Source organism: Vibrio cincinnatiensis DSM 19608, from assembly GCF_900167345.1.
GTDB classification, from domain to species: Bacteria; Pseudomonadota; Gammaproteobacteria; order Enterobacterales; family Vibrionaceae; genus Vibrio; species Vibrio cincinnatiensis.
Genome location: NZ_FUXB01000004.1, coordinates 43,577 through 66,556, shown reverse-complemented (window position 1 = coordinate 66,556; position 22,980 = coordinate 43,577). Strand labels below are relative to the sequence as shown.

The window sequence follows — 22,980 nt, the reverse complement described above, 5'->3', positions numbered from 1 at the left end:
TGCATTAATGTCACACAAAAGGTGTGAATGCATATCTTGATCTTGTTCATAAATTGGCGCACATAATAGCAATATTCTGAAATGGCTTATAGGGTGAAAATTAGGAATTTTTCTACTTTCCCCATGTAATGTTGATAACATAGCGGATAAATCCGTCTTTTTGGCTAAGGCTATGTGTTCTTTACTGATTGAATCTTCTCTTCATCCTCAACAAATGAAAAATCAATTCAATGATTTTATGGGCAAAGTTCAGCAACTTTGCCAACTTTTACAGCTCGATCTTTCCTCTTTTTTATTGGATCACATCGCGTTAAGAATCAATGATAGGTCATTGGCTGAAGCGGCGCATCAGGCATGGTTAGAGCATGGCGATGTTTTATCTATGGCAGAAATACATGGGCGGCCGATTATTGTTTTCGCGTTAACTCAACCTTTGGTGAGTGAAGGTTGGTCGGTTGATTGCCTAGAGTTACCTTATCCGGCTGAGGGAAAATCATACCCTCAGCAAGGCTGGGAACATGTGGAGTTTGTTGTTCCTTCTGCTGCTGAGAATGCAGAGGCGTATCAGCAAGATATTTTACGTCAATTCCCATCACTGGCTAAGCAGTGGGAGCAATTGGCTAAATTGGGTATTCAGACCAAACTGTCTTCACCGAAAGGAGAGGGTGAGCGTCTCGCTAACCCTACGCTGGCGTTTAAGTGGCAAGGGGTCTGTATTAAGTTACACCCCCATAGTTTAACGTCTATCATCCAATCGGAGCACTAACCTAAATCACAGGCTTTGGGGCGGCGTTGAAATTGGGAAGCTGATTTAATCGTTTCTCCTCGTTTAAGAGGTTGATGATCGGGGTGAGCGTTACCCTGAGTATGCATAATTAAACGGTTAGCGGTTCTTGGTTTGAGCTCATTGACGATGAAGCGAATCATATCTGAGCGGCGAAGTTGTTTAAGTTCATCCAGAACTTGCTCTCGTTGATCAAACGTTTCATCTTTATTACCAATCGCAACCCATAAACGTTGCGCTCGACTTCTCAATGTGGAATCCGGGGCAGCAATCTGATTCCATAACCCGCGTTTACTGCTATGCCATTGATATTCATTCAGTTCCAGTAAGACCATGTAAAAGGCGTTAAGAAATTCATCAATTGAGCGAATCAGTTCAGCAGGAGCCGCATTCGGCGATTGCACATAAAGCACAATACCAGGGTGGCGATTGAGAGGCATATTTCCGGTACCAACCATATAACCAAGCTGCTGTTTGGTTCGGATTTCATGGAAGAAAGTGGCCGACATTAAATGATTAGCCAGAGAGTAAAGCGCAATATTACGAGGTGTAATCTCTTGCGATTGGTAATAGACCACAATGGCTGAGTCATCTTGGTCACAGTCGATTTCGTATTGAAACGTACCATTATTACCGAGCATGACCAGTGGCCGCAATGATTCCTGATAAGATTGATTACTCACTCTTAATGCATCTTTGAGCACTTCAGCCATGGCTTGCGCATCTTGCTGTTGCCAATCGCCATAGACAAACATTTCTACATGAAGTTGGCTAAGAATTTGTTCAACAAAAGGGGCTAATTCTTGGCGCTCAATGGTGTCGAGCGCCGTAAGCAGGTGACCATAAGGCGGATTATTGGGCTGTAATAGCCCCGTCATGGCATTAAACAGTTGCGATATTGGACGATCATGCGCCGCATTACGCCAATTCCGTTGTAATTGATGTTTGACTGTTTGAAAGCGATGTTCACTAAATTCACGCAAGGCAAATTTATCTAAAATCATTTTCATTAATTGCGGTTGTTTTTGACTAAACCCTGATAATGACAAGGTGACGCCGCCTTGATGTGCGTACATGTTATAGCTCATTCCTGCGATTTCAGCTTGGTAAGTCTCTTTTGCTAAGCTATCAAGAAACATCTCTACACATAAACGAGTCATCACAATGTTGCGCGTATTGGCAACGGAGTGAGGGCTATCAATGGCGATATAAATCACCCCTTTAGGTACCCTAAACTCGTTTTCTTGCAGGTGCCATAAACGAAAACCGGGTAGTTCTTGAAGCACTTGTGGCTGAGTTTGTGGTTGTTCTAACGGTTTAGCCTCCAACTGCTCACAAATAAAAATATTCTTCGGTGGTAGGCTCAATGGCCAGTGAACATCTTGTAAACGAAATTGCTGAAGTTGGTGTGGCGTCCATTTTTGGACTGCGTAAGGCGTTTGATACCACCGAGCTTTACGATCATAGTGTAAGCCTTGGGCAACAAGGGTTGCGCGTAAGTTTTCAGGGGTTAAATACGCTAAAATCTGTCGCAGCAATTTTTCATCATAAGCTTGCATCATGTAGTCACCATAAATGATGTCTGCAGATGAGTAGTGCTGCATATTAATAACGAGGTGGCTTACCATGTCTAAAGGACGAGCATTTTCTTGAAACCGAAACGCCGCTTCGAGAACGGCTCTTTTCTCCATGTAACGCCACTCGTTAAGCCCTTGTTGACGAATGAGGGTTAAGGTTTGAAAAACGGCTTGAATGATCGCTTCAATATGTGTCACACCTTGCTCGGTTAATGTGCAGCTGATGGAAAATTCACGATAATTACTTCCACTGCTGCCTCCTCCGGCAGAAAGAGAGGTGATCCAATCGCGCTCTTTCAGCGCAATCAATAAGCTGCCTTCACCTTCATAGCCTAATAAGTGAGCAAAATAGGAGAGGGGTTTTCGTTGATAATAAGCATCGGTACTCGGCATCGGAAAGCTTAGGATCAGTTTGCGAATTTCTTTTAGCGGCTCGATAGAGATCAGTAGGCCGGTGTGCTCTTCGGTTACAAAGGGAGGTACAATATTTTTATTTGCTTGCTGGGTATTTACAATCTCCGTGAACTTATCGGTCGCCCACGTTTCCAGTTCATCCAGAGACTGTGGCCCTAACAATGTTAGCGTCATTATATCTGCGGAGTAATGATCTTGATAAAACTCGATAATTTCATCACGGATCGACTGCCCTTCTCGATCAGCTAAGGTTTCTTGGTTCCCCACCGAAAATTTAGCGAAAGGATGAGCTTGGTTGATGGTCTCTTTTTGTACTTGGTACAGCCGACGAGAATCGTCGTTTAATTTCAGTTTAAACTCAGAATCGACAGCTTGGCGTTCTTTATCTAAGGCCTCGGCATTAAAGAGCGGAGCAATAAAAAACTGGCTAAATCGGTCAAGTGCTTTATCAAAAGTATTGGGGGAAACATCAAAGAAAAAGCAACTGTGCTCCGTTCCGGTCCAAGCATTATTACTGCCACCATGCTGGCTAATGAACTGTTGAAAATCCCCACTTTTTGGGTATTTTTTTGTACCAAGAAAAAGCATGTGTTCTAAGTAGTGTGCCAGCCCTTGGCGTTCTATCGGATCATCAAAATGCCCCACTTTTACCGCTAAGGCTGCTGCCGATTTTTGTGCGCTAGAATCATGGATCAAAAGCACTCGCAAACCATTGGTCAACGTTAGATTACGGTAGCGATTAGAATCATTAGGGCTAATGTGCACAGGGTTCTCCGAATTGAGGGAAAAGAAAGGATAAGTGGGTGTCAAAAAAATATCGTATTCATGACCTTTTGCTTTTAATCATAACGAAATTGCGGTAACGCCGTGATTTGCATTTAGACCTATGTTGTTACTAGTATGGGTCTGAAACTTGTTGATGCCAATGAATCGGGATTAAATTTTTGAGCAGGCAAACATTTTGATCACCGAAAAGACTTTTCGGGAGATTGTTATCTCTATCGAGGTCTTTCCATTTTATACTGTTATAATCGCTAGTATTAATGAGCCCAAATTGGCGAAGACAACGAAACGTGGCGGATTAGAACATGAGGATAACCCGCTATCAATAAAGTAGATTAGGTAGAGATAATGAAAATTGTGATTATGCGCCATGGTGAAGCTCATCACTACGCGGCTAGTGATGCGGAACGAGCATTAACAGAGCGAGGGCGTAATGAGTCTCTGGCCGTTGCACGAGTATGCGCTGAGCAACAAGATCTACATCAGTTTGATAAAGTGTTGGTGAGCCCGTATTTACGCGCACAGCAAACATGGCAAACGATTTCACATTATTTTTCAGCCGAACAAGTGGAGGTTTGTGAAGATATTACGCCTTATGGTCAGGCTGATTCTGTTTATGATTATTTGGTAGCATTAATTGAAAGCGAACAATTAGAGAGTATTTTGTTGGTTTCACATCTTCCTTTAGTGGGATACCTTTGTTCTGAATTTGTAGCGAACATGCCTGCTCCTATGTTTCCAACTTCAGGGGTTATGTGTATTGAATATACCCCCCATGCTTCTCAGGGAGAGGTGTTGTGGAATGTGCATCCTTAGCGAAAGTGACAGGGTAAAAGGGCTGCTTATGGCAGCCCTTTTATTTTGCAATGAAAATAAGTGATTCCTCTTTATAATGGCGAGTCATTTTTTTGACTATTTATTATGGAATAAAAATTGCATGATAAATTGGAAGTTAGAGGGGTAACGTACGGTTACCTCATGAAATATCATTAAGTTATAGCTGCATGCCTATGAAATTTACTCTGCCATTTGCGGATAAATTACCTAACATCCCTCAACGCAGTTTACCCGCGATTGGTGCGCCGATCATGGTACTGGCAACGTTGGCGATGGTGGTATTACCCATCCCAGCGTTTTTACTCGATTTGTTTTTTACCTTTAACATCGCCCTAGCCATGGTGGTGTTACTCGTGACCGTCTACACTCGGCGTCCACTTGATTTTGCTGCTTTTCCGACGGTGTTGCTGATTGCAACCTTGTTGCGTTTGGCATTGAACGTGGCTTCGACTCGAGTTGTTTTACTGTATGGGCATGAAGGTTCGGGGGCTGCGGGTAATGTTATTGAAGCCTTTGGTAGTGTGGTTATTGGTGGAAACTATGCCGTTGGTTTAGTTGTCTTCCTTATTTTGATGATCATCAACTTCATGGTGGTGACCAAGGGTGCCGGGCGTATTTCAGAGGTAAGCGCTCGCTTTACCTTAGATGCCTTACCAGGTAAACAAATGGCGATTGATGCGGATTTAAACGCAGGGTTGATCGATCAAGAACAAGCTCGCACTCGACGATTTGAAGTCACCAAAGAAGCTGACTTTTACGGTTCAATGGATGGTGCCTCTAAATTTGTTAAAGGGGATGCGATTGCCGGTATTCTCATCTTATTTATCAACATTATTGGCGGGCTTATCATTGGGATGATCCAGTATGGTTTGAGTTTTAGCCAAGCAATGGAAATTTATATCCTACTGACTATTGGTGATGGCTTAGTCGCACAAATACCTTCATTGCTGCTCTCTATTGGCGCGGCAATCATGGTGACACGCCAAAATACCGATGAGGACATGGGGCAACAGGTGATTTTTCAACTGTTTGATAACCCCAAAGCCTTGACGATTACAGCGGGCATTCTTGGCGTGATGGGGTTGGTTCCTGGTATGCCTCATTTCTCTTTTCTAGGGTTAGCCACACTGGCTGGTGGAGCCGCTTACTGGTTGCAACGTAAGCAAGCCAAAGAGAAAGAAACGGCGCAATCTCCGGTGCAAGCCCCATCTGAATCGACTGCTCAGCGAGAGCTCTCTTGGGACGATGTTCAGCCAGTCGATGTGATTGGTTTAGAAGTGGGCTATCGTTTGATTCCATTGGTTGATCGTGACCAAGGTGGAGAATTACTCGAGCGCGTTAAAGGAGTGAGGAAAAAACTTTCACAAGACTTTGGGTTTCTTATTCCTCCAGTACATATTCGGGACAACTTAGAATTAACCCCCAATAGTTACCGGATCACGTTGATGGGCGTCGCCGTTGGCGAGGCTGAGATTCGACCAGATCAAGAGTTAGCGATTAATCCTGGGCAAGTGTATGGCATGATTGATGGAGAACAAACTTTTGATCCTGCATTTGGCTTAGAAGCGACTTGGATTCGAGAAGATCAACGAGAACATGCACAAGCATTGGGCTATACCGTAGTTGACTCTTCTACCGTTTTAGCAACGCATCTTAGCCAGTTATTAACAAATAACGCATCTCAGCTTTTGGGCCATGAAGAAGTACAAAATTTATTAGAAATGTTAGGTCGAACGGCACCTCGGCTGGTTGAGGGGTTTGTTCCAGATCAGCTCTCACTTGGAACCATGGTTAAGGTTTTACAAAACCTACTCAATGAAGCCATTCCTATTCGTGACATTCGAACCATTGTGCAGACTTTGGCTGAGTACGCGAGTAAGAGTCAAGAACCTGACATTTTGACAGCGGCAGTCCGTATCGCATTAAAACGATTAATTGTTCAAGAAATCAATGGGATAGAACCTGAGCTTCCTGTTATAACACTTGTTCCTGAGTTGGAACAAATCTTGCATCAGACCATGCAAGCCTCAGGTGGGGAGTCGGCCGGTATTGAACCTGGCCTAGCAGAACGCTTGCAAATGGCGCTTAGCCAAGCGACACAAGAGCAAGAACTCAAAGGAGAGCCAGCCGTATTACTGACCTCAGGAGTATTGCGTTCAACCTTGGCGAAGTTTGTCAAAAATACAATTCCGAATTTGCGCGTGCTTTCTTATCAAGAAATTCCAGATGAAAAACAAATTCGAATTGTGCAGGCGGTGGGTAATTAACCACCTTAACGTAAAGTACGGATATCTGCTTTGAAAATAAAACGATTTTTTGCCAAAGATATGAGAATGGCCTTACTGCAAGTAAAAGAAGAATTAGGTGCAGATGCTGTGATCATGTCAAATAAAAAAGTCGCAGGTGGGGTTGAGATAGTGGCCGCTATTGATGGTGAGCCCGCATCAAATACCCCTCCGGCTACGAAGCAATACCGAGTGCAGGCATCTCAGAACGACAACCGGATCGCTTCATTGGCTGCGGCATCGGCTCGGCAGTCCAAGAGAGAACTCGAAGAAGACCGCGTCAGTTTACAGCAGAGCAGTGATGCGAATGGTCGTTCCATGACTCAGCGTTTTGCGAGTATGCTCAAGCAATACAGCAACAATCAAATGTCAGGAGCAGAATCTCGTCAAGAAAACGAAGATTCACTGACCGCATTGCTGAACCGAAGAAATAACTCGGGTTCTTCTCGTCAAAAAGCCAATGAATCTTCCTTGGCTAAGCTTATGGGCGAAGAGAGTACGCTACCACGACAGCGTACACGTTTGGATCCCACACGCTATGAACAAAAAACGAGTGAAGATATCATCTTAACGCCAAATGAACTCGAAAGTATGCGTGAAGAGATGAACTCGATTCGCCGATTGTTAGAGCATCAAGTCTCTGGATTGATGTGGCAAGAAGTTGAGCGGCGCGAGCCTCTACGAGCCATGTTAATTAAACGATTAGAGCGGATGGGATTATCGCTGGATCTTGCTGACCAACTGGCTTGTTATATCCCCGAGGACACACCGCCTCCCAAGGCTTGGAAAGCCTTATTAGGCTTAGTGTCAGATCAAATCCCGGTCGTTAAAAAAGACATTTTAAAACGAGGGGGCGTTGTTGCACTACTTGGCCCAACTGGCGTGGGCAAAACAACCACCGTGGCCAAACTGGCAGCGCGTGCAGCGATGGAGTATGGCTCAGATAATGTCGCTTTGATTACTACCGATACATATCGGATTGGAGCGCATGAGCAACTGTCTATTTATGGGCGAATTATGGGTTGCCCTGTAAGAGTTGCTAAAGATTCCAAAGAGTTAGCCGATGTAATCTCTCAGTTACGTAATCGACGGCTAATTCTCGTTGATACCGCTGGAATGGGGCAACGGGATGTACGCCTTTCTGAGCAGTTAGATACTTTGATGCAAGAAAGTGGAGATGTCATTCACAGCTATTTAGTGTTGCCAGCTACCGCACAACGAAAAGTACTACAGGAAACCATCGAGCACTTTAGAAGAATTCCTCTTTCAGGGTACATTATGACTAAGCTCGATGAATGTTTGAGCTTAGGTGAATTTGTCAGTGTTGTCGTTCAAAACGCGTTACCGGTTGCGTATATCGCTAATGGACAGCGTGTTCCCGAAGACATAGTGATTGCTCAGCCTAAATACATGGTAGCAAAAGCGAATGAGTTACTTGAGCAGTCGACAGAAAATGAACCTCATTACTGGAATAGTGATTCAGAGAGATTCTAGGCGGCGGACAGATATGACGGATAATATGATATATGATCAAGCAAGTGGCTTACGCCGTTTAACTCAACCTTCGGTCACCAAAGTAATCGCTGTTACTGGTGGTAAAGGTGGGGTGGGTAAGTCAAACGTGACACTTGGTATGGCTATCTGTATGGCTCGCCAAGGAAAGAAAGTCATGGTACTGGACGCCGATTTAGGTCTAGCAAATATTGATGTAATGTTAGGCATTCGCCCTAAAAAAAACCTAGGTCATGTTTTAGCCGGTGAGTGCGAACTAAAAGATGCCATCGTTGAAGGACCTCATGGTATAAAAATCATTCCCGCGACTTCGGGGACCCAATCGATGACGGAGCTTTCTCATGCTCAGCATATTGGTTTAATCCGTGCATTTGGTTCTTTAGAAGATGAAATGGATATCCTGCTTGTGGATACGGCTGCAGGAATATCAGATATGGTGGTGAGTTTCTCTCGTGCGGCGCAGGATGTGGTTGTGGTAGTATGTGATGAACCAACGTCTATCACTGATGCATATGCGTTGATCAAACTTTTAAGCAGAGAACACCAAGTTCAGCGATTTAAAATTGTCGCTAACATGGTGAGAAGCTATCGTGAAGGAAGAGAACTGTTTGCTAAATTGACATTAGTAACAGAACGCTTCTTAAATGTGAGCTTGGAACTCGTCGCGTGTATACCTTTAGATGATAATGTACGTCAGGCCGTAAAAAGACAAAAAATTGTTGTCGATGCTTTTCCACGCTCACCGGCCTCATTGGCTATTAGCTCCTTAGCGAATAAAGCCTTAACTTGGCCCATTCCTCGAACGCCAAGTGGCCATTTAGAGTTTTTTGTGGAACGGTTGTTAAACCGAACAGAAATAGTAGGGGAACCCTTTGGTGAATAAAGCGCTTACTTATGATCAATACGGACATATGACGAGTCAGAAGCTGTTTCTGGACAAATATGCAGTATTGGTTAAGCGTATCGCTCATCATTTAATTGGTCGTTTACCTCCAAACGTGTTGATTGAAGACTTAATCCAGGCTGGCATGATAGGCCTGCTTGAGGCTCAAAAGAACTATGACGGAAGTAAAGGCGCAAGTTTTGAAACCTATGCTGGTATTCGCATCCGTGGTGCGATGTTAGATGATATTCGGCGTGGGGATTGGGTGCCACGCTCCGTACATAAACATAATCGGGAGATTAGCCAAGCCATTGCCATACTCGAAGGTGAGTTAGGTCGGGATCCAACGGATTCCGAAGTTGCTCGGCACATGGGGATGTCTCTTGATCATTATCACACGGTATTGACCGATATCAACTGCTCTCGAATTGTCGGGATTGAGGATCTCGGCGTATCAGATGATGCCCTCTCACCATTAGATGATGGTGAAGATAATTCTCCTTTTCAGGGAGTGGCTGACGAGGCTTTTCGTAAAGCATTGGTTGAGTCAATAAAATCACTTCCTGAACGTGAAGCTTTAGTACTTTCGCTCTATTATGATGAAGAGCTAAACTTGAAAGAAATTGGTGAAGTAATTGGCGTGAGTGAGTCCCGCGTGAGCCAAATACTAAGTCAATCCATGCAACGTCTACGAACCAAGTTAAGTTCCTGGACACAAAACGACTAAATATCACTGACTTTGAACTCAGTGGAGGCAATTTTGAATAAAAACATGAAGATCCTTATTGTTGATGATTTTTCAACAATGCGCCGTATTGTTAAAAACCTACTTCGTGATTTGGGTTTCAATAACACGCAAGAAGCAGATGATGGGTTGACGGCGTTGCCTATGCTTAAAAAAGGTGGTTTTGATTTCGTCGTCACAGACTGGAATATGCCGGGTATGCAAGGTATCGACTTACTGAGAAATATTCGTGCTGATGAAGAACTGAAACACTTGCCAGTGTTGATGATTACCGCTGAAGCGAAACGTGAACAAATTATTGAAGCGGCACAGGCCGGAGTCAATGGTTACATCGTTAAACCGTTTACGGCTGCCACATTAAAAGAGAAGCTAGAGAAGATCTTTGAGCGTCTATAACTTCCATTAATGTAGTGATAGCTATGAAGGCAAAAATTGTGAATGCCAAACGAATAAACTGTATATGCAGAAATTTGTTAGCGGTAAAGGTATCGAATTCATTACGCGAGCAAGGCTAAAACAGGATGATTTCATTAGAGCAAGCAAAAGAACTCGTTCAACTACTAGAAAACGGACAGCAAGAGAGCGCTGATCAACTGGTTAAACAGGTTTACGAATCTGAGGGTAATCCTGTATTACAGGAAATCGGCGCATTGACTCGGGATCTACATGATTCCATGCGGGACTTTCATATTGATGAACGAATGAGTCAAATTGCCAATGATGAGATTCCTGATGCTCGTGACCGATTACATTATGTCATTGATAAAACTGAAGTTGCAGCTAACAAGACGATGGATGCTGTAGAGCGTTGTATGCCAATGGCTGATCGCTTGCATGAAAGTCTGTTATCGGTTCGACCTCAGTGGAATCAATTGATGCAAGGTAGAATTGAATTAAGTGAGTTTAAAGCATTGTGCCACCGTATCGACGATCTTCTTTCTCAAGTTGAAGGTGATAGCAGTGAATTACGAGGACAACTCACCGAAATCTTAATGGCACAAGACTTTCAAGATTTAACCGGACAGATCATTCGACGTGTGATCACATTAGTGAGTGAAGTTGAAGGTCGTTTAGTGGATATTTTGACGGTATTTGGCAAGAATCAATTACAACAACAATCAGAGAAAGTTGAAAAAGCGACTTGTGAACCTGAGGGGCCGATAATGAATCCTCATGAACGCATTGATGCTGTTTCATCTCAAGACGAAGTCGATGATTTATTATCGAGTCTTGGATTTTAGGGGTAACGTATGAGCTACGATTTAGACGAAGATATTCTTCAGGACTTTTTGGTTGAAGCCGGTGAGATTTTAGAGCTGCTATCAGAGCAGTTGGTGGAGTTAGAGAATAACCCACAAGATCGAGACCTTCTTAATGCTATTTTCCGCGGTTTTCATACGGTAAAAGGTGGAGCCGGTTTCTTAGCGTTGACAGAGTTAGTTGAAACCTGTCACGGCGCTGAAAACGTGTTTGACTATCTACGTAATGGGCAACGAAGTGTTACACCCAGTTTGATGGATACCATGCTTCGTGCATTGGATACGGTTAACGAACAGTTTCGTGCAGTACAAGATCGTGAACCTTTGCAACCTGCAGACCCTCAATTAATTGAAGAGCTGCACGAGCTGTGCAAGCCTGAGTCTGAAGATGCCCCTTCTGCTAATGAACAATATGACCCCGTTGTTGAGGTTGAAGAGGTTGTCAGCACTCCGGTTGCAAAAGTCCCTGCAGATGATCCGGTTCCGGTCGAGAGTAGTAACACAATATCCAGCAGTTCAATCGATGATATTAGTGATGATGAGTTTGAAAAACTGCTGGATGAATTGCATGGCAAAGGCCGAGCACCGGGAGCGGAAACCAAAGTGGCTCCTGAGCCTGCCGCACCTGTTTCTACCCCAGTCAATAATGATGCGAATGGCGACATTACGGATGATGAGTTTGAAAAGCTGCTTGATGAGTTGCATGGTAAAGGGAAAGGACCTTCTGTGCATGACACTGCCGCGTCATCAACGCCAGCGGATAAAGCTCCTGCCAGCCCAAAAGCTGGCTCTAGTTTTAGTTCAGACAGTGATCTGATGACAGATGAAGAGTTTGAACGTTTACTTGATGAATTACATGGCAGTGGTAAAGGCCCTTCGGTTGATGAACTAGAGTTAGCGACAAAACCAGCAAGTGTAACGAACTCAGCTTCAGCGGGGTCAAGTAAACCGGCTGAGGCTAAACCAGCCGTTCAGCCGGCTGCTGGAAAACCGGCTCCTTCTGCTGCGCCTACGCCTGAAAAATCCGTTCCTGCTGTGGCAGCGGTTGAAAAACGTGAAGCAACGACAGCGGTAAGCGCTGCGAAAAAACCACAAGCAGAAGCCACCGTTCGTGTTGATACTTCAACTCTCGATACCATTATGAACATGGTGGGTGAATTGGTGTTGGTCCGTAACCGTTTGTTGAGTTTGGGCTTAAACAGCAACGATGAAGAAATGTCTAAAGCGGTATCGAACCTTGATGTCGTCACGGCTGATTTACAGGGTGCGGTGATGAAAACGCGTATGCAGCCGATTAAAAAAGTGTTTGGCCGTTTCCCTCGCGTGGTTCGTGATTTGGCTCGAACGCTTAAGAAAGATATCGTGCTGGAGTTGCGAGGTGAAGAAACTGATTTAGATAAAAACTTGGTTGAAGCGTTAGCTGATCCTCTCATTCACTTAGTTCGTAACTCTGTCGATCACGGTATAGAGATGCCGGATGATCGTGTGGCCTCAGGTAAACCTCGCACGGGTAAAGTCATTTTATCTGCCTCACAAGAAGGGGATCATATTGAACTGGCTATCGTTGATGATGGTGGTGGTATGGATCCTGATAAACTCAGAGCTATTGCGGTTAAACGAGGTATCATGGATGAAGATGCCGCATCACGTTTGAGCAACAAAGAGTGTTTTAACCTTATCTTTATGCCAGGTTTCTCCAGCAAAGAGAAAATTTCCGACATTTCTGGCCGTGGGGTCGGAATGGATGTTGTGAAAACAGCCATTAATACGCTAAATGGTTCGATTGACATTGATTCAGAGTTAGGGAAAGGAACAAAAATTACGATTAAGGTTCCGCTAACGCTTGCGATTTTACCGACCTTAATGGTAGGGGTTGCTGGACATCCTTTTGCTTTACCATTGGCGAGTGTGAATGAAATATTCCATCTTGATTTAAGTCGGACCAACGTTGTTGATGGGCAATTAACGATTATTGTTCGTGATAAGTCCATTCCTCTGTTTTATCTGCAAAACTGGTTAGCTCCACAAGCAGGTAAGGTAGAAGCTCGTAAAGGGCATGGTCACGTCGTTATTGTTCAGATAGGTAATCAGCGTGTTGGTTTTGTGGTCGATACCTTAATTGGTCAGGAAGAGGTCGTGATTAAACCGCTCGATAAATTACTTCAAGGAACGCCTGGTATGGCGGGAGCGACCATTACCAGTGATGGGCATATTGCTCTCATTCTGGATATCTCAGATTTACTGAAAAAATACGCGGCAGCATCGCGTTTTTAGTAGTGATTTCGCTACTTAATAATAAGGATAACTATGGCGATTAAAGTATTAGTTGTTGATGATTCGAGCTTTTTCCGACGTCGAGTGAGTGAGATCATCAACGCCGAATCGCGTTTAGAAGTCATTGATGTGGCGACTAATGGCCGAGAGGCCGTAGATAAAGCTCTGCGCTTAAAGCCAGATGTCATTACTATGGACATCGAGATGCCAATTATGGATGGCATAACAGCGGTACGTGAGATTATGGCGAATAATCCCACTCCTATTTTGATGTTCTCCTCGCTCACGCACGATGGAGCGAAAGCAACATTGGATGCTTTAGATGCTGGAGCTCTCGATTTTCTTCCGAAAAAGTTTGAAGACATTGCCCGTAACCGGGATGAAGCCGTGTTGCTGCTACAGCAAAAAGTCTTAGATATCGCAGGTAAGCGAACCTTTATGCGCAGGAGCTTACTGACAAAATCGCCAGTAGCACCAAGCAGTTCAACTCGTCAGGTTTCAGCTTCTACCACGAATACCTCGGCGGTTAGTCGCTCGGTTGCTCCAACGGCTCGTTTTAAAGCATCAGGAAAGAAATATCAGCTCACTGCTATCGGCACATCCACGGGGGGCCCCGTAGCTTTACAAAAAATTCTGACTAAATTGCCTGCAAATTATCCTCATCCTATTGTGCTTATTCAGCATATGCCCGCGACTTTTACGGCAGCGTTTGCTAGCCGCCTTAATTCATTATGTAAGATTGAAGTAAAAGAAGCGGAAGATGGTGATATTTTACGTCCCGGAGTGGCTTATCTCGCACCGGGGGGGAAACAGATGATGATTGATGGCCGACCAACGGCGGCACGCCTTCGGATTATTGATGGTGGCGAGCGAATGAACTATAAACCTTGTGTTGATGTCACTTTCGGTTCTGCCTCAAAAATTTTTGGTGATAAAGTTTTATCTATGGTGTTGACTGGGATGGGAGCCGATGGGCGAGAAGGGGCTCGTATGCTAAAAGCTGCGGGTTCAACGATTTGGGCGCAGGATGAAGAAAGCTGTGTTGTTTATGGTATGCCACAAGCGGTTGCGAAAGCGGGGATTTCCTCTGAAGATCTCCCTCTTGAACGTATAGCTGAGCGGATGTTAGTTGAAGTCGGTCTGAATTAAGGAAGCATCATGATTGTGTGGAGCGTTGCGAACCAGAAAGGGGGAGTCGGTAAAACGACGACGACTATCACTCTTGCAGGCTTATTAAGCAAACAAGGCAAGCGTGTATTGTTGGTGGATACCGATCCTCATGCCTCGTTAACAACGTATCTAGGTTATGATTCCGACGCGGTACCCACCAGCTTATTTGATCTTTTTCAATTACGAGAGTTTACTGAGCAGAGTGTTGAGCCGCTTATCTTGCATACGGATATTGAAGGTATCGATCTTATCCCTGCCCATATGTCATTAGCGACTTTGGATCGGGTGATGGGTAATCGCAGTGGGATGGGGCTTATCCTTAAACGTTCATTGCTGAGTTTACGTTCACGCTATGATTATGTGTTGATTGATTGTCCTCCTATTCTCGGTGTTATGATGGTCAATGCTTTGGCTGCCAGTGACCGAATCCTAATACCGGTACAAACGGAGTTTCTTGCAATGAAAGGGTTGGAGCGAATGGTCCGCACTTTGGCTATTATGCAAAAATCTCGTAGTCGTGAGTTTAAAGTGACGATAGTACCGACTATGTACGATAAACGGACTCGGGCTTCGCTGCAAACGTTGAATCAATTGAAAAAAGACTACCCTGATCAAGTATGGGCTTCGGCTATACCCATTGATACTAAATTTAGAGATGCCAGCTTAAAGCGCTTACCGGTTTCCCATTTTGCGGAAGGGTGCCGAGGTGTCTTTGCCTATAAGCAGTTACTGCTGTTTTTAGAGAGGTTAGCTATTAATGAGTAGCCCATTATTATCCAGTGAACAGGCATTAGAAGACTACTTTACTGCGTTATTAGAAGATGAATTTGATGAATCAGAGTGGCAAGTTGCTCCTGTTTCTCGTGAGGCGGATTTTCCCCTTGAGCCTCAGCTTGCTCCGGCATTTCAGGTTGAAAGTGAGGTCAGTCATACTGATCAAACTTTAGCTGAATTTGAATTACCAAATTTAGACGATGTGCAACGTTTGTTGAGTCAGTTAGAGAATCGCAACCCTGTCGATGAAGTAGGCATTGAAGCCATTTTAGAACAAAATACTCAACAGATAGCTCAATCGGTTCAAACTTCTTTTGTCGTGGAAGCGGAAGAAATTCAAGAGTGGGATGTTGAACCTTATCAGGAAGTCCCCCTTCCCAACATAACTGAAACGGTTGAAGATGAGGTGGCTGTTTCCCAAACAGACATTGTAGAAGAAGTCTCTCTCCAGACTGAAGAAACGATCTCTACCCCAGAGGTACAAGTGGAAGCTTCTGGTATCGGTCAGTGGGATTGCCCCATTCGAGAGACAAAGTTCCAAGTGTTGTACTTTGAAGTGAATGGGGTCACTTTTGCTGTTCCTCTTGATGAGCTCGGAGGGATTCATCGTAAAATGGCCCTCAACCATTTAATTGGTCGACCACCATGGTATTTAGGGTTACAAACGAGTCGAGAACATCAATTAGATGTAGTGGATACCGCTAAGTGGGTCATGGCTGAAAAGCTACGTGATGACTCATACAAAGAAGAGTATCAATATATTGTCATGCTAGATGAAAGCATGTGGGGCCTAGCGTGTACCAAGCTGCTGGGTACCGAATGGCTAAGTGGTGACAAAGTACGTTGGCGAGAGCAAGTGGGTAAACGTCCTTGGCTCGCTGGAATGGTTAAAGAAAAAATGTGTGCGCTTATTCATGTTCAAGCATTAATCGCTATGCTTAACGCAGGACTTGATGTAAAAGCACTCGATAAATAATTTATATGTTTGTCGGTAACGACTTAGAGAGGAAACGGTATGTCTGAAGTAAAAGTGAGAAAAGAACACTCAAACGATGAAGTGCTTCAGTGGGTGACATTTCAGCTAGAAGAAGAAACGTATGGTATTAATGTAATGCAAGTTCGTGAAGTTTTGCGTTACACCGAAATTGCTCCAGTCCCAGGCTCTCCAGATTATGTATTAGGTATTATTAACCTACGTGGTAATGTGGTCACTGTGATTGATACTCGCTCACGTTTTGGTCTGATGTCTGGGGAAATCACCGATAATACACGTATCATTGTTATTGAATCTGAGCGCCAAGTGATTGGTATTTTGGTAGATAGTGTCGCCGAAGTGGTTTACCTACGCTCTTCAGAAATTGATACTACACCAAGTGTCGGCACCGATGAGAGTTCTAAGTTTATTCAAGGTGTTAGCAACCGTGATGGCAAGCTGTTGATTTTGGTTGACCTGAATAAACTACTATCAGACGAAGAATGGGATGAAATGGCTCATCTATAATGGGTGATTTACTCGAATTAACGCCTCCTGTGCTTGCAGGAGGTGGGCTGTTTTTGGCTTTATTACTGATGATTGCTTTACTCTCATTGCGTCGAGCGATGCGTCGTCAAGCGGATCACTTTCGTCAGCAAACTCGCCATTTAGATAAAGAGTTACAAAAATCAACAAAACAGCTATTAGAAGTGCGTTCAGTCACGATCGGACTTGGGCAGCGAGTAACAGAGCAACAAGAGATGCTCGTACATTTGAATGAACGCCTTAAACACTTAGAAAATGCAGACACCGATGCACGTTTGTATAGCCGAGCAACAAAAATGGCGAAGCTGGGTGCTGATATTGATGAATTGATTGAAGAGTGCGAGTTACCTAAAGCTGAGGCGGAGCTGATGCTTTCGTTACAGAAAAAATTGGCAGGAAAAGAAGCGATTCCACCACTGACGAGCGATCCTGATAGATAATCGTCATATTCCGTTGGCAAAAAACGTTGAAAGATTTCTCTCTAGTGATTAAGGAAGCATAAGCTTCCTTTTTTTGTATGTATTTGATGCCTAGTTGTCCCCTAAATTACTGTTGCTGATCCTTTGTTATTTGTATATAGGTTGGGTGTGGTTTGTTTCTTTTGCTTTGTTTTTTTGTTGTATCCACTCGGGGTTAGATAAATCCGTTTGTTAAACGGCGCACACAACTTGACGGCCTTAGGTATGAATAACCTTGTAATACCAAAGGGTTAATTTGCCGTTATTTAGGGAATATTTAACAGATTCTTACGCAGTTTCGTGACCAGTAAGACCCTTATTCTATTTTGTCTATTTGTGGCTGTGTTACTATGGTCGCCCCAAAATATAGATATAGAAGCTCATGCTGGAAGCAAAAAATCTCACGGCTATTCGAGATGATCGAGTGCTCTTTGATGGCTTGTCTTTTAACATTCAAGCTGGTGAGCTAGTTCAGATTGAAGGTCGGAATGGGACAGGTAAAACTACGTTACTGAGAATGATTACTGGGTTAGGGCATCGTGATTACGGCCAAATCTTTTGGAAAGGGGAGAACATTGCTCAAGAGCGAGAGTGTTTTCACCAAGATTTACTTTTTCTTGGACACCAAACAGGAATTAAACGTGAATTAACCGCATTCGAGAATCTGTTTTTCTATCAAAAGCTGATTGGTCTCGTTTCGGAAAAGTATGAACTATACCAAGCATTGGCCAAAGTTGGACTTGCTGGGTATGAAGACGTTCAGGTGGCACAATTGTCGGCTGGTCAGCAACGTCGGGTTGCTTTAGCTCGTCTTTGGTTGAGTTCCCAGCCTTTATGGGTGTTAGATGAGCCGCTAACGGCCATTGATAAACAGGGCATTAAGGTTCTAGAACAACTGTTTTTGCAGCATACCGAAGCAGGAGGTGTGGTGATATTAACGACTCATCAAGACATGTTTGCTGAGAATACCCAATTAAGAAAAATAAAATTGGGAGAGGGGTAATGCTCTCGATTTTAACCGCCATTATTCGCCGTGAACTTCTGATCGCTTATCGCCGACAAGCCGATATTTTAAACCCTTTGTGGTTTTTTATTATCGTAATTACGCTTTTCCCTCTAAGCATTGGTCCTGAACCTGCACTTTTATCTCGAATCTCCCCCGGAATTCTTTGGGTTGCCGCGCTATTATCCGCACTACTTTCATTAGAGCGGTTGCTGCGTGATGACTTTCAAGATGGAGCTCTAGAGCAAATGATGCTTATACCGACCCCTCTTTCTTTGGTGGTGATGGCAAAAGTATTGGCTCACTGGTTGCTCACCGGTGTTCCGCTTATTTTAATTAGCCCTCTGTTGGCGGTGTTATTGTCATTGGACTTCAATACTTGGGTGGCAGCGGTCTTAACCCTCGTTTTGGGAACACCCACATTAAGTTTTATCGGTGCTATCGGTGTAGCTCTTACCGTTGGGTTACAAAAAGGAGGGGTATTGCTGAGTTTATTAGTTCTTCCGCTCTATATCCCGATTTTAATTTTTGCGACATCAGCAATTGATGCGGCAACACAAGGTATGCCTTATAACGGGCAACTGGCCATATTAGGTGCGATGTTGATGGGGGCAATAACATTAACCCCTTTAGCGATCAGTGCAGCTTTACGTGTCAGTGTGAATTAGTAATTATTTGAATAAAAACTGGACAGAAAAGATTCAGTGACAAAAGCAAGAGTGAGACAAAATCATGTGGAAATGGCTTCATCCTTATGCCAAGTCTGAAACCGTGTATCAGTTATGCGGTAAGTTTTTACCTTGGTTTTCTATAATGGCATTGCTATGCCTCGTGATCGGTACGGTTTGGGGATTGGCATTCGCACCTTCAGATTATCAGCAAGGTAATAGTTTTCGGATTATTTATATCCATGTCCCATCGGCAATTATGTCAATGGGCGTTTATCTCTCTATGGCTATTGCTGCATTTATTGGTCTTGTTTGGCAGGTTCGAGTTTCTGATATGGCCGCTTTGGCAATGGCACCGATTGGGGCGGTTTTCACCTTCATTGCGTTGATTACCGGAGCTATTTGGGGAAAGCCCATGTGGGGCGCATGGTGGGTGTGGGATGCACGTCTTACATCAGAGCTTATTTTACTTTTCCTCTATTTAGGTGTTATTGCACTGTATCAAGCGTTCGATGATCCTAAAATGGCGGCAAAAGCTGCCGGTATTTTAGCCATTGTAGGCGTAATAAATTTACCCATTATTCATTTTTCTGTGGAATGGTGGAACACCTTACATCAAGGCGCTACGATCACGAAATTTGCCAAACCTTCGATCTCATCAAATATGCTTTGGCCTTTGTTAATCTCTATTTTGGGTTTTGCCTTTTTCTTTGCGGCACTAACTTTGATTCGGTTACGTAATGAAATTATTCAAAGAGAACGTCATCGCCCTTGGGTCATACAGTTAGCCACACAATCACAGGGAGAGAAATAAATGTATTTTCATTCTTGGAGCGAGTTTTTGGCGATGGGGGGATATGCAGAATATGTTTGGAGTGCATTCGGTATTACGTTTTTTTCGATGTGGATTTTATGGGGAGTCAGCGTGCGCCGAAGTCGTCGGTTACTCAAGGACGTAAAAGAGAACGTAGAGCGTCAAGCTCGTATTGACGCCGCAAAAAAAATGGAGAATACCCTATGAACCCAAGACGAAAAAAACGGCTTACGATGATTTTGGCGATGGTTATTGGCTTAGGAGCAACCACGGGACTAATTCTTTACGCTTTAAGTCAAAATATGGATCTGTTCTACACACCAACAGAATTGGTCAATGGGAAGAATGGGAAGACGCCAGAAATCGGTCAACGATTGCGAATTGGTGGTATGGTGACGGTGGGGTCGGTTTCAAGAGATCCGAACTCACTCAAAGTCAGCTTTTTATTGCACGATGTAGGACCTGAGGTAAAAGTGGAATATGAGGGAATTCTTCCTGATTTATTTAGAGAAGGTCAAGGTATTGTGGCTCAAGGAATCCTTAAAGACGCTACCACCGTTGAGGCATTTGAAGTGTTAGCGAAGCATGACGAGAACTATATGCCAGCAGAAATTGCGGAAGCGATGCAAAAAAGTCACGCCCCTTTAACTTATACCTCTGAACAACAACAAGGAAGCCTGCAATGATCGTCGAAATTGGCCATTTTGCGCTGATACTCTCTCTTGCTTTTGCGGTCTTACTGAGCATTTTACCTATGGTTGGTGCACAAAGTGGTAATCATTTATTAATGAATAGTGCTCGTCCTCTGTCATGGGGGATGTTGGTGATGCTCGCTGTCTCTTTTGCTATTTTATTATGGGCATTTTATGTTAATGATTTTACTGTGCTGTACGTGGCCAGTAATTCTAACAGCCAATTACCTTGGTATTACCGCTTAACTGCAGCTTGGGGCGCACATGAAGGCTCTTTGCAACTATGGGCATTGATTCAGGCGGGGTGGACTGTGGCGGTGGCGAGTTTTAGCCGAGGAATGCCGCAGGAGTCAGTCGCTCGGGTGTTATCCATCATGGGAATGATCACGGTTGGCTTCTTGTTATTTATTATCGTTACCTCGAACCCTTTTATCCGTACGTTGCCACACTTTCCTATTGATGGCCGGGATCTTAATCCGCTACTGCAAGATCCGGGTTTGATTGTTCATCCTCCACTGCTGTATATGGGGTATGTTGGCTTTTCAGTCGCGTTCTCATTTGCGATAGCTTCTTTGATGATAGGGCGGTTAGACACGGCGTGGGCACGGTGGTCACGTCCTTGGACAACGGCAGCATGGCTATTTCTCACTTTAGGTATTGCCTTAGGATCATGGTGGGCTTATTACGAATTAGGCTGGGGAGGCTGGTGGTTTTGGGATCCCGTAGAAAATGCCTCTTTAATGCCATGGTTAGCCGGAACCGCTTTAATGCATTCTCTTGCCGTTACTGAGAAACGGGGGACATTCAAAGCCTGGACGGTGTTACTGGCTATTTCAGCCTTTTCTCTTAGCCTGCTAGGAACATTTTTAGTTCGTTCTGGTATTCTGGTTTCTGTCCATGCGTTTGCTTCTGATCCTGCTCGGGGAATGTTTATTCTTGCTTTTCTCGTCATTGTTATCGGTGGTTCTCTATTGTTGTATGCGCTAAAAGGAGGAACGGTACGTTCACGTGGTCATTTTGACCTGATTTCTCGTGAAAATGCTCTATTAGCGAATAACATTTTATTGATGACGGGATTAGTTGTGGTACTGATCGGGACCTTATTACCCCTGGTCCATAAACAGTTGGGGCTGGGTTCGGTCTCTATTGGTGCTCCTTTCTTTGATAGTGTTTTTGCTTGGTTAATGGTGCCTTTTGCTTTTTTCTTAGGCGTCAGCCCGTTGGTTCGTTGGAAGCGTGACTCTTTGTCTAGCCTTGTTAAACCGATTGTCGTTTCCGGGGTATTTTCCTTGTGCTTAAGCGCGATCTTTATCTCCCTCTTTACGGATGAATTTCGGGTTATGGCCTATATGGGATGGGTAATGGCTCTGTGGATCATTATCTTACATGGTGTGGAATTGTATCAACGGGCCACTCACCGACACCCCTTTTGGAGTGGAGTGAAAAAATTGCCTCGTAGCCATTGGGCGATGGTGCTTGGGCATTTAGGGATGGCGATCACTGTCATTGGGATCGCTATGGTTCAAAACTACAGTATTGAGCGAGATGTACGGCTAGCCCCAGGCGAACACTTTACCTTAAATAATTATGATTTTTATTTTAAAGGTTTAAGAGAGCGAGATGGACCCAACTATGATGGTTATATTGCCGATTTCGAAATTACCCAAGAAGGTATATATATTAATACGTTACATGCAGAAAAACGCTTCTATCGCACGGCTCGCTCTATGATGACAGAAGCCGCAATTGATCGAGGTTTTACTCGTGATTTATATATCGCCATGGGTGAACAGTTGGGCGATAGCAATGCATGGGCGGTGAGGATTTATCATAAACCTTTTGTTCGTTGGATCTGGGCGGGGAGCTTATTAATGGCATTAGGTGGAGTGTTTGCGATTAGTGATAAGCGTTATCGCTTTAGAAAGCGATCACCGCAGGAGGGAGAACATGAGTAAGAAAGTGTTATTTATCCCGTTATTGGCATTTTTGGTGCTCGTTGGTGTTTTTACCGTTCAACTAATGAAAAACTCAGCGGGAGATGATCCGACAAAGTTAGAGTCCGTCTTAATTGGCAAACAAGTCCCGAAATTTACGTTAGAAGATTTAGCGGAGCCGGGAAAATATTATGATCAATCCATCTTTACTGGTGAGCCTTTATTACTCAATGTCTGGGCAACCTGGTGCCCAACGTGTTATGCCGAACATCAGTTCTTAAATCAGTTAGCTGAACAAGGCGTGAAAATTATTGGGTTAAATTATAAAGATCAACGTGATAAAGCCGTGAAATGGTTAAATGAACTAGGGAATCCATACATCATTAGCCTTTTTGATGGACGGGGAATGTTTGGTTTAGATTTAGGGGTTTATGGTGCTCCGGAGACGTTTTTAATTGATGCTAAGGGGGTTATCCGCTATCGGCATGTCGGGGATGTGAATACCCATAATTGGGTCAACCGACTTGAGCCCATTTACCAGCAGCTTGTGCAGGAGACTCAACCATGAAATGGATTCATTGGGCCACGCTGATGA

Annotated in this window: 21 protein-coding genes and 2 pseudogenes; 22 read left to right on the top strand and 1 reads right to left on the bottom strand. The window is 44.0% G+C overall.

The features are described 5' to 3' along the window. Positions 1 to 172: 172 nt before the first annotated feature. A complete protein-coding gene (locus B5D54_RS04470) occupies positions 173 to 766 on the top strand; it encodes a VOC family protein (protein WP_078925283.1) in 594 nt (197 codons plus the stop codon). Here the strand turns inward: B5D54_RS04470 and B5D54_RS04465 are convergent. Further along, positions 763 to 3,540: an insulinase family protein gene (locus B5D54_RS04465; protein WP_078925282.1), complete on the bottom strand. Its 2,778-nt coding sequence runs from the start codon at positions 3,538 to 3,540 to the stop codon at positions 763 to 765. The genes B5D54_RS04470 and B5D54_RS04465 overlap by 4 nt on opposite strands. Before the next feature lie 366 nt (positions 3,541 to 3,906). Between B5D54_RS04465 and sixA the strand changes: the two genes are divergently transcribed. The 21 genes and pseudogenes from sixA to B5D54_RS04370 all read left to right on the top strand — a co-directional run bounded on the left by sixA (position 3,907) and on the right by B5D54_RS04370 (position 22,953). Continuing rightward, positions 3,907 to 4,374: a phosphohistidine phosphatase SixA gene (gene sixA / locus B5D54_RS04460; RefSeq protein WP_078925281.1), complete on the top strand. Its 468-nt coding sequence runs from the start codon at positions 3,907 to 3,909 to the stop codon at positions 4,372 to 4,374. 194 nt (positions 4,375 to 4,568) lie between these two features. Beyond that, the gene (gene flhA, locus B5D54_RS04455; RefSeq protein WP_078925528.1) at positions 4,569 to 6,662 is read left to right on the top strand and encodes a flagellar biosynthesis protein FlhA; all 2,094 of its coding nucleotides are present in this window, start codon (positions 4,569 to 4,571) and stop codon (positions 6,660 to 6,662) included. A 30-nt stretch (positions 6,663 to 6,692) separates the two neighbouring features. Next, positions 6,693 to 6,839, top strand: a pseudogene (locus tag B5D54_RS17500) (flagellar biosynthesis protein FlhF); the annotation flags it as partial. Between the two features lie 96 nt (positions 6,840 to 6,935). Next, positions 6,936 to 8,174: pseudogene (gene flhF / locus B5D54_RS04450) on the top strand (flagellar biosynthesis GTPase FlhF); the annotation flags it as partial. 13 nt (positions 8,175 to 8,187) lie between these two features. Beyond that, on the top strand, positions 8,188 to 9,075 hold the full coding sequence (locus B5D54_RS04445) for a MinD/ParA family protein (RefSeq protein ID WP_078925279.1): 888 nt from the start codon (positions 8,188 to 8,190) through the stop codon (positions 9,073 to 9,075). Continuing rightward, the gene (locus B5D54_RS04440) at positions 9,068 to 9,802 is read left to right on the top strand and encodes an RNA polymerase sigma factor FliA (protein ID WP_078925278.1); all 735 of its coding nucleotides are present in this window, start codon (positions 9,068 to 9,070) and stop codon (positions 9,800 to 9,802) included. Before B5D54_RS04445 ends, B5D54_RS04440 begins: the two co-directional genes overlap by 8 nt. Before the next feature lie 45 nt (positions 9,803 to 9,847). After that, positions 9,848 to 10,216, top strand: coding sequence for a chemotaxis response regulator CheY (cheY, locus tag B5D54_RS04435; protein ID WP_078925277.1), 369 nt, complete (start codon positions 9,848 to 9,850; stop codon positions 10,214 to 10,216). Positions 10,217 to 10,341: 125 nt separating this feature from the next. Next, positions 10,342 to 11,061: a protein phosphatase CheZ gene (locus B5D54_RS04430; RefSeq protein ID WP_078925276.1), complete on the top strand. Its 720-nt coding sequence runs from the start codon at positions 10,342 to 10,344 to the stop codon at positions 11,059 to 11,061. 9 nt (positions 11,062 to 11,070) lie between these two features. Further along, positions 11,071 to 13,353 carry a chemotaxis protein CheA gene (locus tag B5D54_RS04425; RefSeq protein WP_078925275.1) on the top strand — a complete coding sequence of 761 codons (2,283 nt, stop codon included), beginning with the start codon at positions 11,071 to 11,073 and terminating at the stop codon, positions 13,351 to 13,353. Positions 13,354 to 13,386: 33 nt separating this feature from the next. Beyond that, positions 13,387 to 14,502: a protein-glutamate methylesterase/protein-glutamine glutaminase gene (locus B5D54_RS17205; RefSeq protein ID WP_115173975.1), complete on the top strand. Its 1,116-nt coding sequence runs from the start codon at positions 13,387 to 13,389 to the stop codon at positions 14,500 to 14,502. A 9-nt stretch (positions 14,503 to 14,511) separates the two neighbouring features. Beyond that, entirely contained in the window at positions 14,512 to 15,288 is a 777-nt protein-coding gene (locus B5D54_RS17200) for a ParA family protein (protein ID WP_115173976.1), read from the top strand. Then, entirely contained in the window at positions 15,281 to 16,273 is a 993-nt protein-coding gene (locus B5D54_RS04415) for a chemotaxis protein CheW (protein WP_078925274.1), read from the top strand. The genes B5D54_RS17200 and B5D54_RS04415 overlap by 8 nt, the downstream gene beginning before the upstream one ends. A gap of 39 nt (positions 16,274 to 16,312) precedes the next feature. Continuing rightward, positions 16,313 to 16,798, top strand: a complete 486-nt coding sequence (locus tag B5D54_RS04410; RefSeq protein ID WP_078925273.1) for a chemotaxis protein CheW — start codon at positions 16,313 to 16,315, stop codon at positions 16,796 to 16,798. Beyond that, positions 16,798 to 17,256 carry a DUF2802 domain-containing protein gene (locus B5D54_RS04405; RefSeq protein ID WP_078925272.1) on the top strand — a complete coding sequence of 153 codons (459 nt, stop codon included), beginning with the start codon at positions 16,798 to 16,800 and terminating at the stop codon, positions 17,254 to 17,256. Before B5D54_RS04410 ends, B5D54_RS04405 begins: the two co-directional genes overlap by 1 nt. A gap of 400 nt (positions 17,257 to 17,656) precedes the next feature. Next, positions 17,657 to 18,277, top strand: coding sequence for a cytochrome c biogenesis heme-transporting ATPase CcmA (gene ccmA, locus B5D54_RS04400; RefSeq protein ID WP_078925271.1), 621 nt, complete (start codon positions 17,657 to 17,659; stop codon positions 18,275 to 18,277). Then, positions 18,277 to 18,945 carry a heme exporter protein CcmB gene (gene ccmB / locus B5D54_RS04395; RefSeq protein ID WP_078925270.1) on the top strand — a complete coding sequence of 223 codons (669 nt, stop codon included), beginning with the start codon at positions 18,277 to 18,279 and terminating at the stop codon, positions 18,943 to 18,945. Before ccmA ends, ccmB begins: the two co-directional genes overlap by 1 nt. 64 nt (positions 18,946 to 19,009) lie before the next feature. Then, complete coding sequence (locus B5D54_RS04390) at positions 19,010 to 19,759, top strand: heme ABC transporter permease (RefSeq protein WP_078925269.1); 750 nt, start codon at positions 19,010 to 19,012, stop codon at positions 19,757 to 19,759. Continuing rightward, positions 19,760 to 19,966: a heme exporter protein CcmD gene (gene ccmD, locus B5D54_RS04385; protein ID WP_078925268.1), complete on the top strand. Its 207-nt coding sequence runs from the start codon at positions 19,760 to 19,762 to the stop codon at positions 19,964 to 19,966. Further along, a complete protein-coding gene (ccmE, locus tag B5D54_RS04380) occupies positions 19,963 to 20,445 on the top strand; it encodes a cytochrome c maturation protein CcmE (protein ID WP_078925267.1) in 483 nt (160 codons plus the stop codon). The genes ccmD and ccmE overlap by 4 nt, the downstream gene beginning before the upstream one ends. Next, a complete protein-coding gene (locus B5D54_RS04375; protein ID WP_078925266.1) occupies positions 20,442 to 22,406 on the top strand; it encodes a heme lyase CcmF/NrfE family subunit in 1,965 nt (654 codons plus the stop codon). The genes ccmE and B5D54_RS04375 overlap by 4 nt, the downstream gene beginning before the upstream one ends. Continuing rightward, complete coding sequence (locus tag B5D54_RS04370) at positions 22,399 to 22,953, top strand: DsbE family thiol:disulfide interchange protein (RefSeq protein WP_078925265.1); 555 nt, start codon at positions 22,399 to 22,401, stop codon at positions 22,951 to 22,953. The genes B5D54_RS04375 and B5D54_RS04370 overlap by 8 nt, the downstream gene beginning before the upstream one ends. The last annotated feature ends 27 nt before the right edge of the window (positions 22,954 to 22,980 follow it).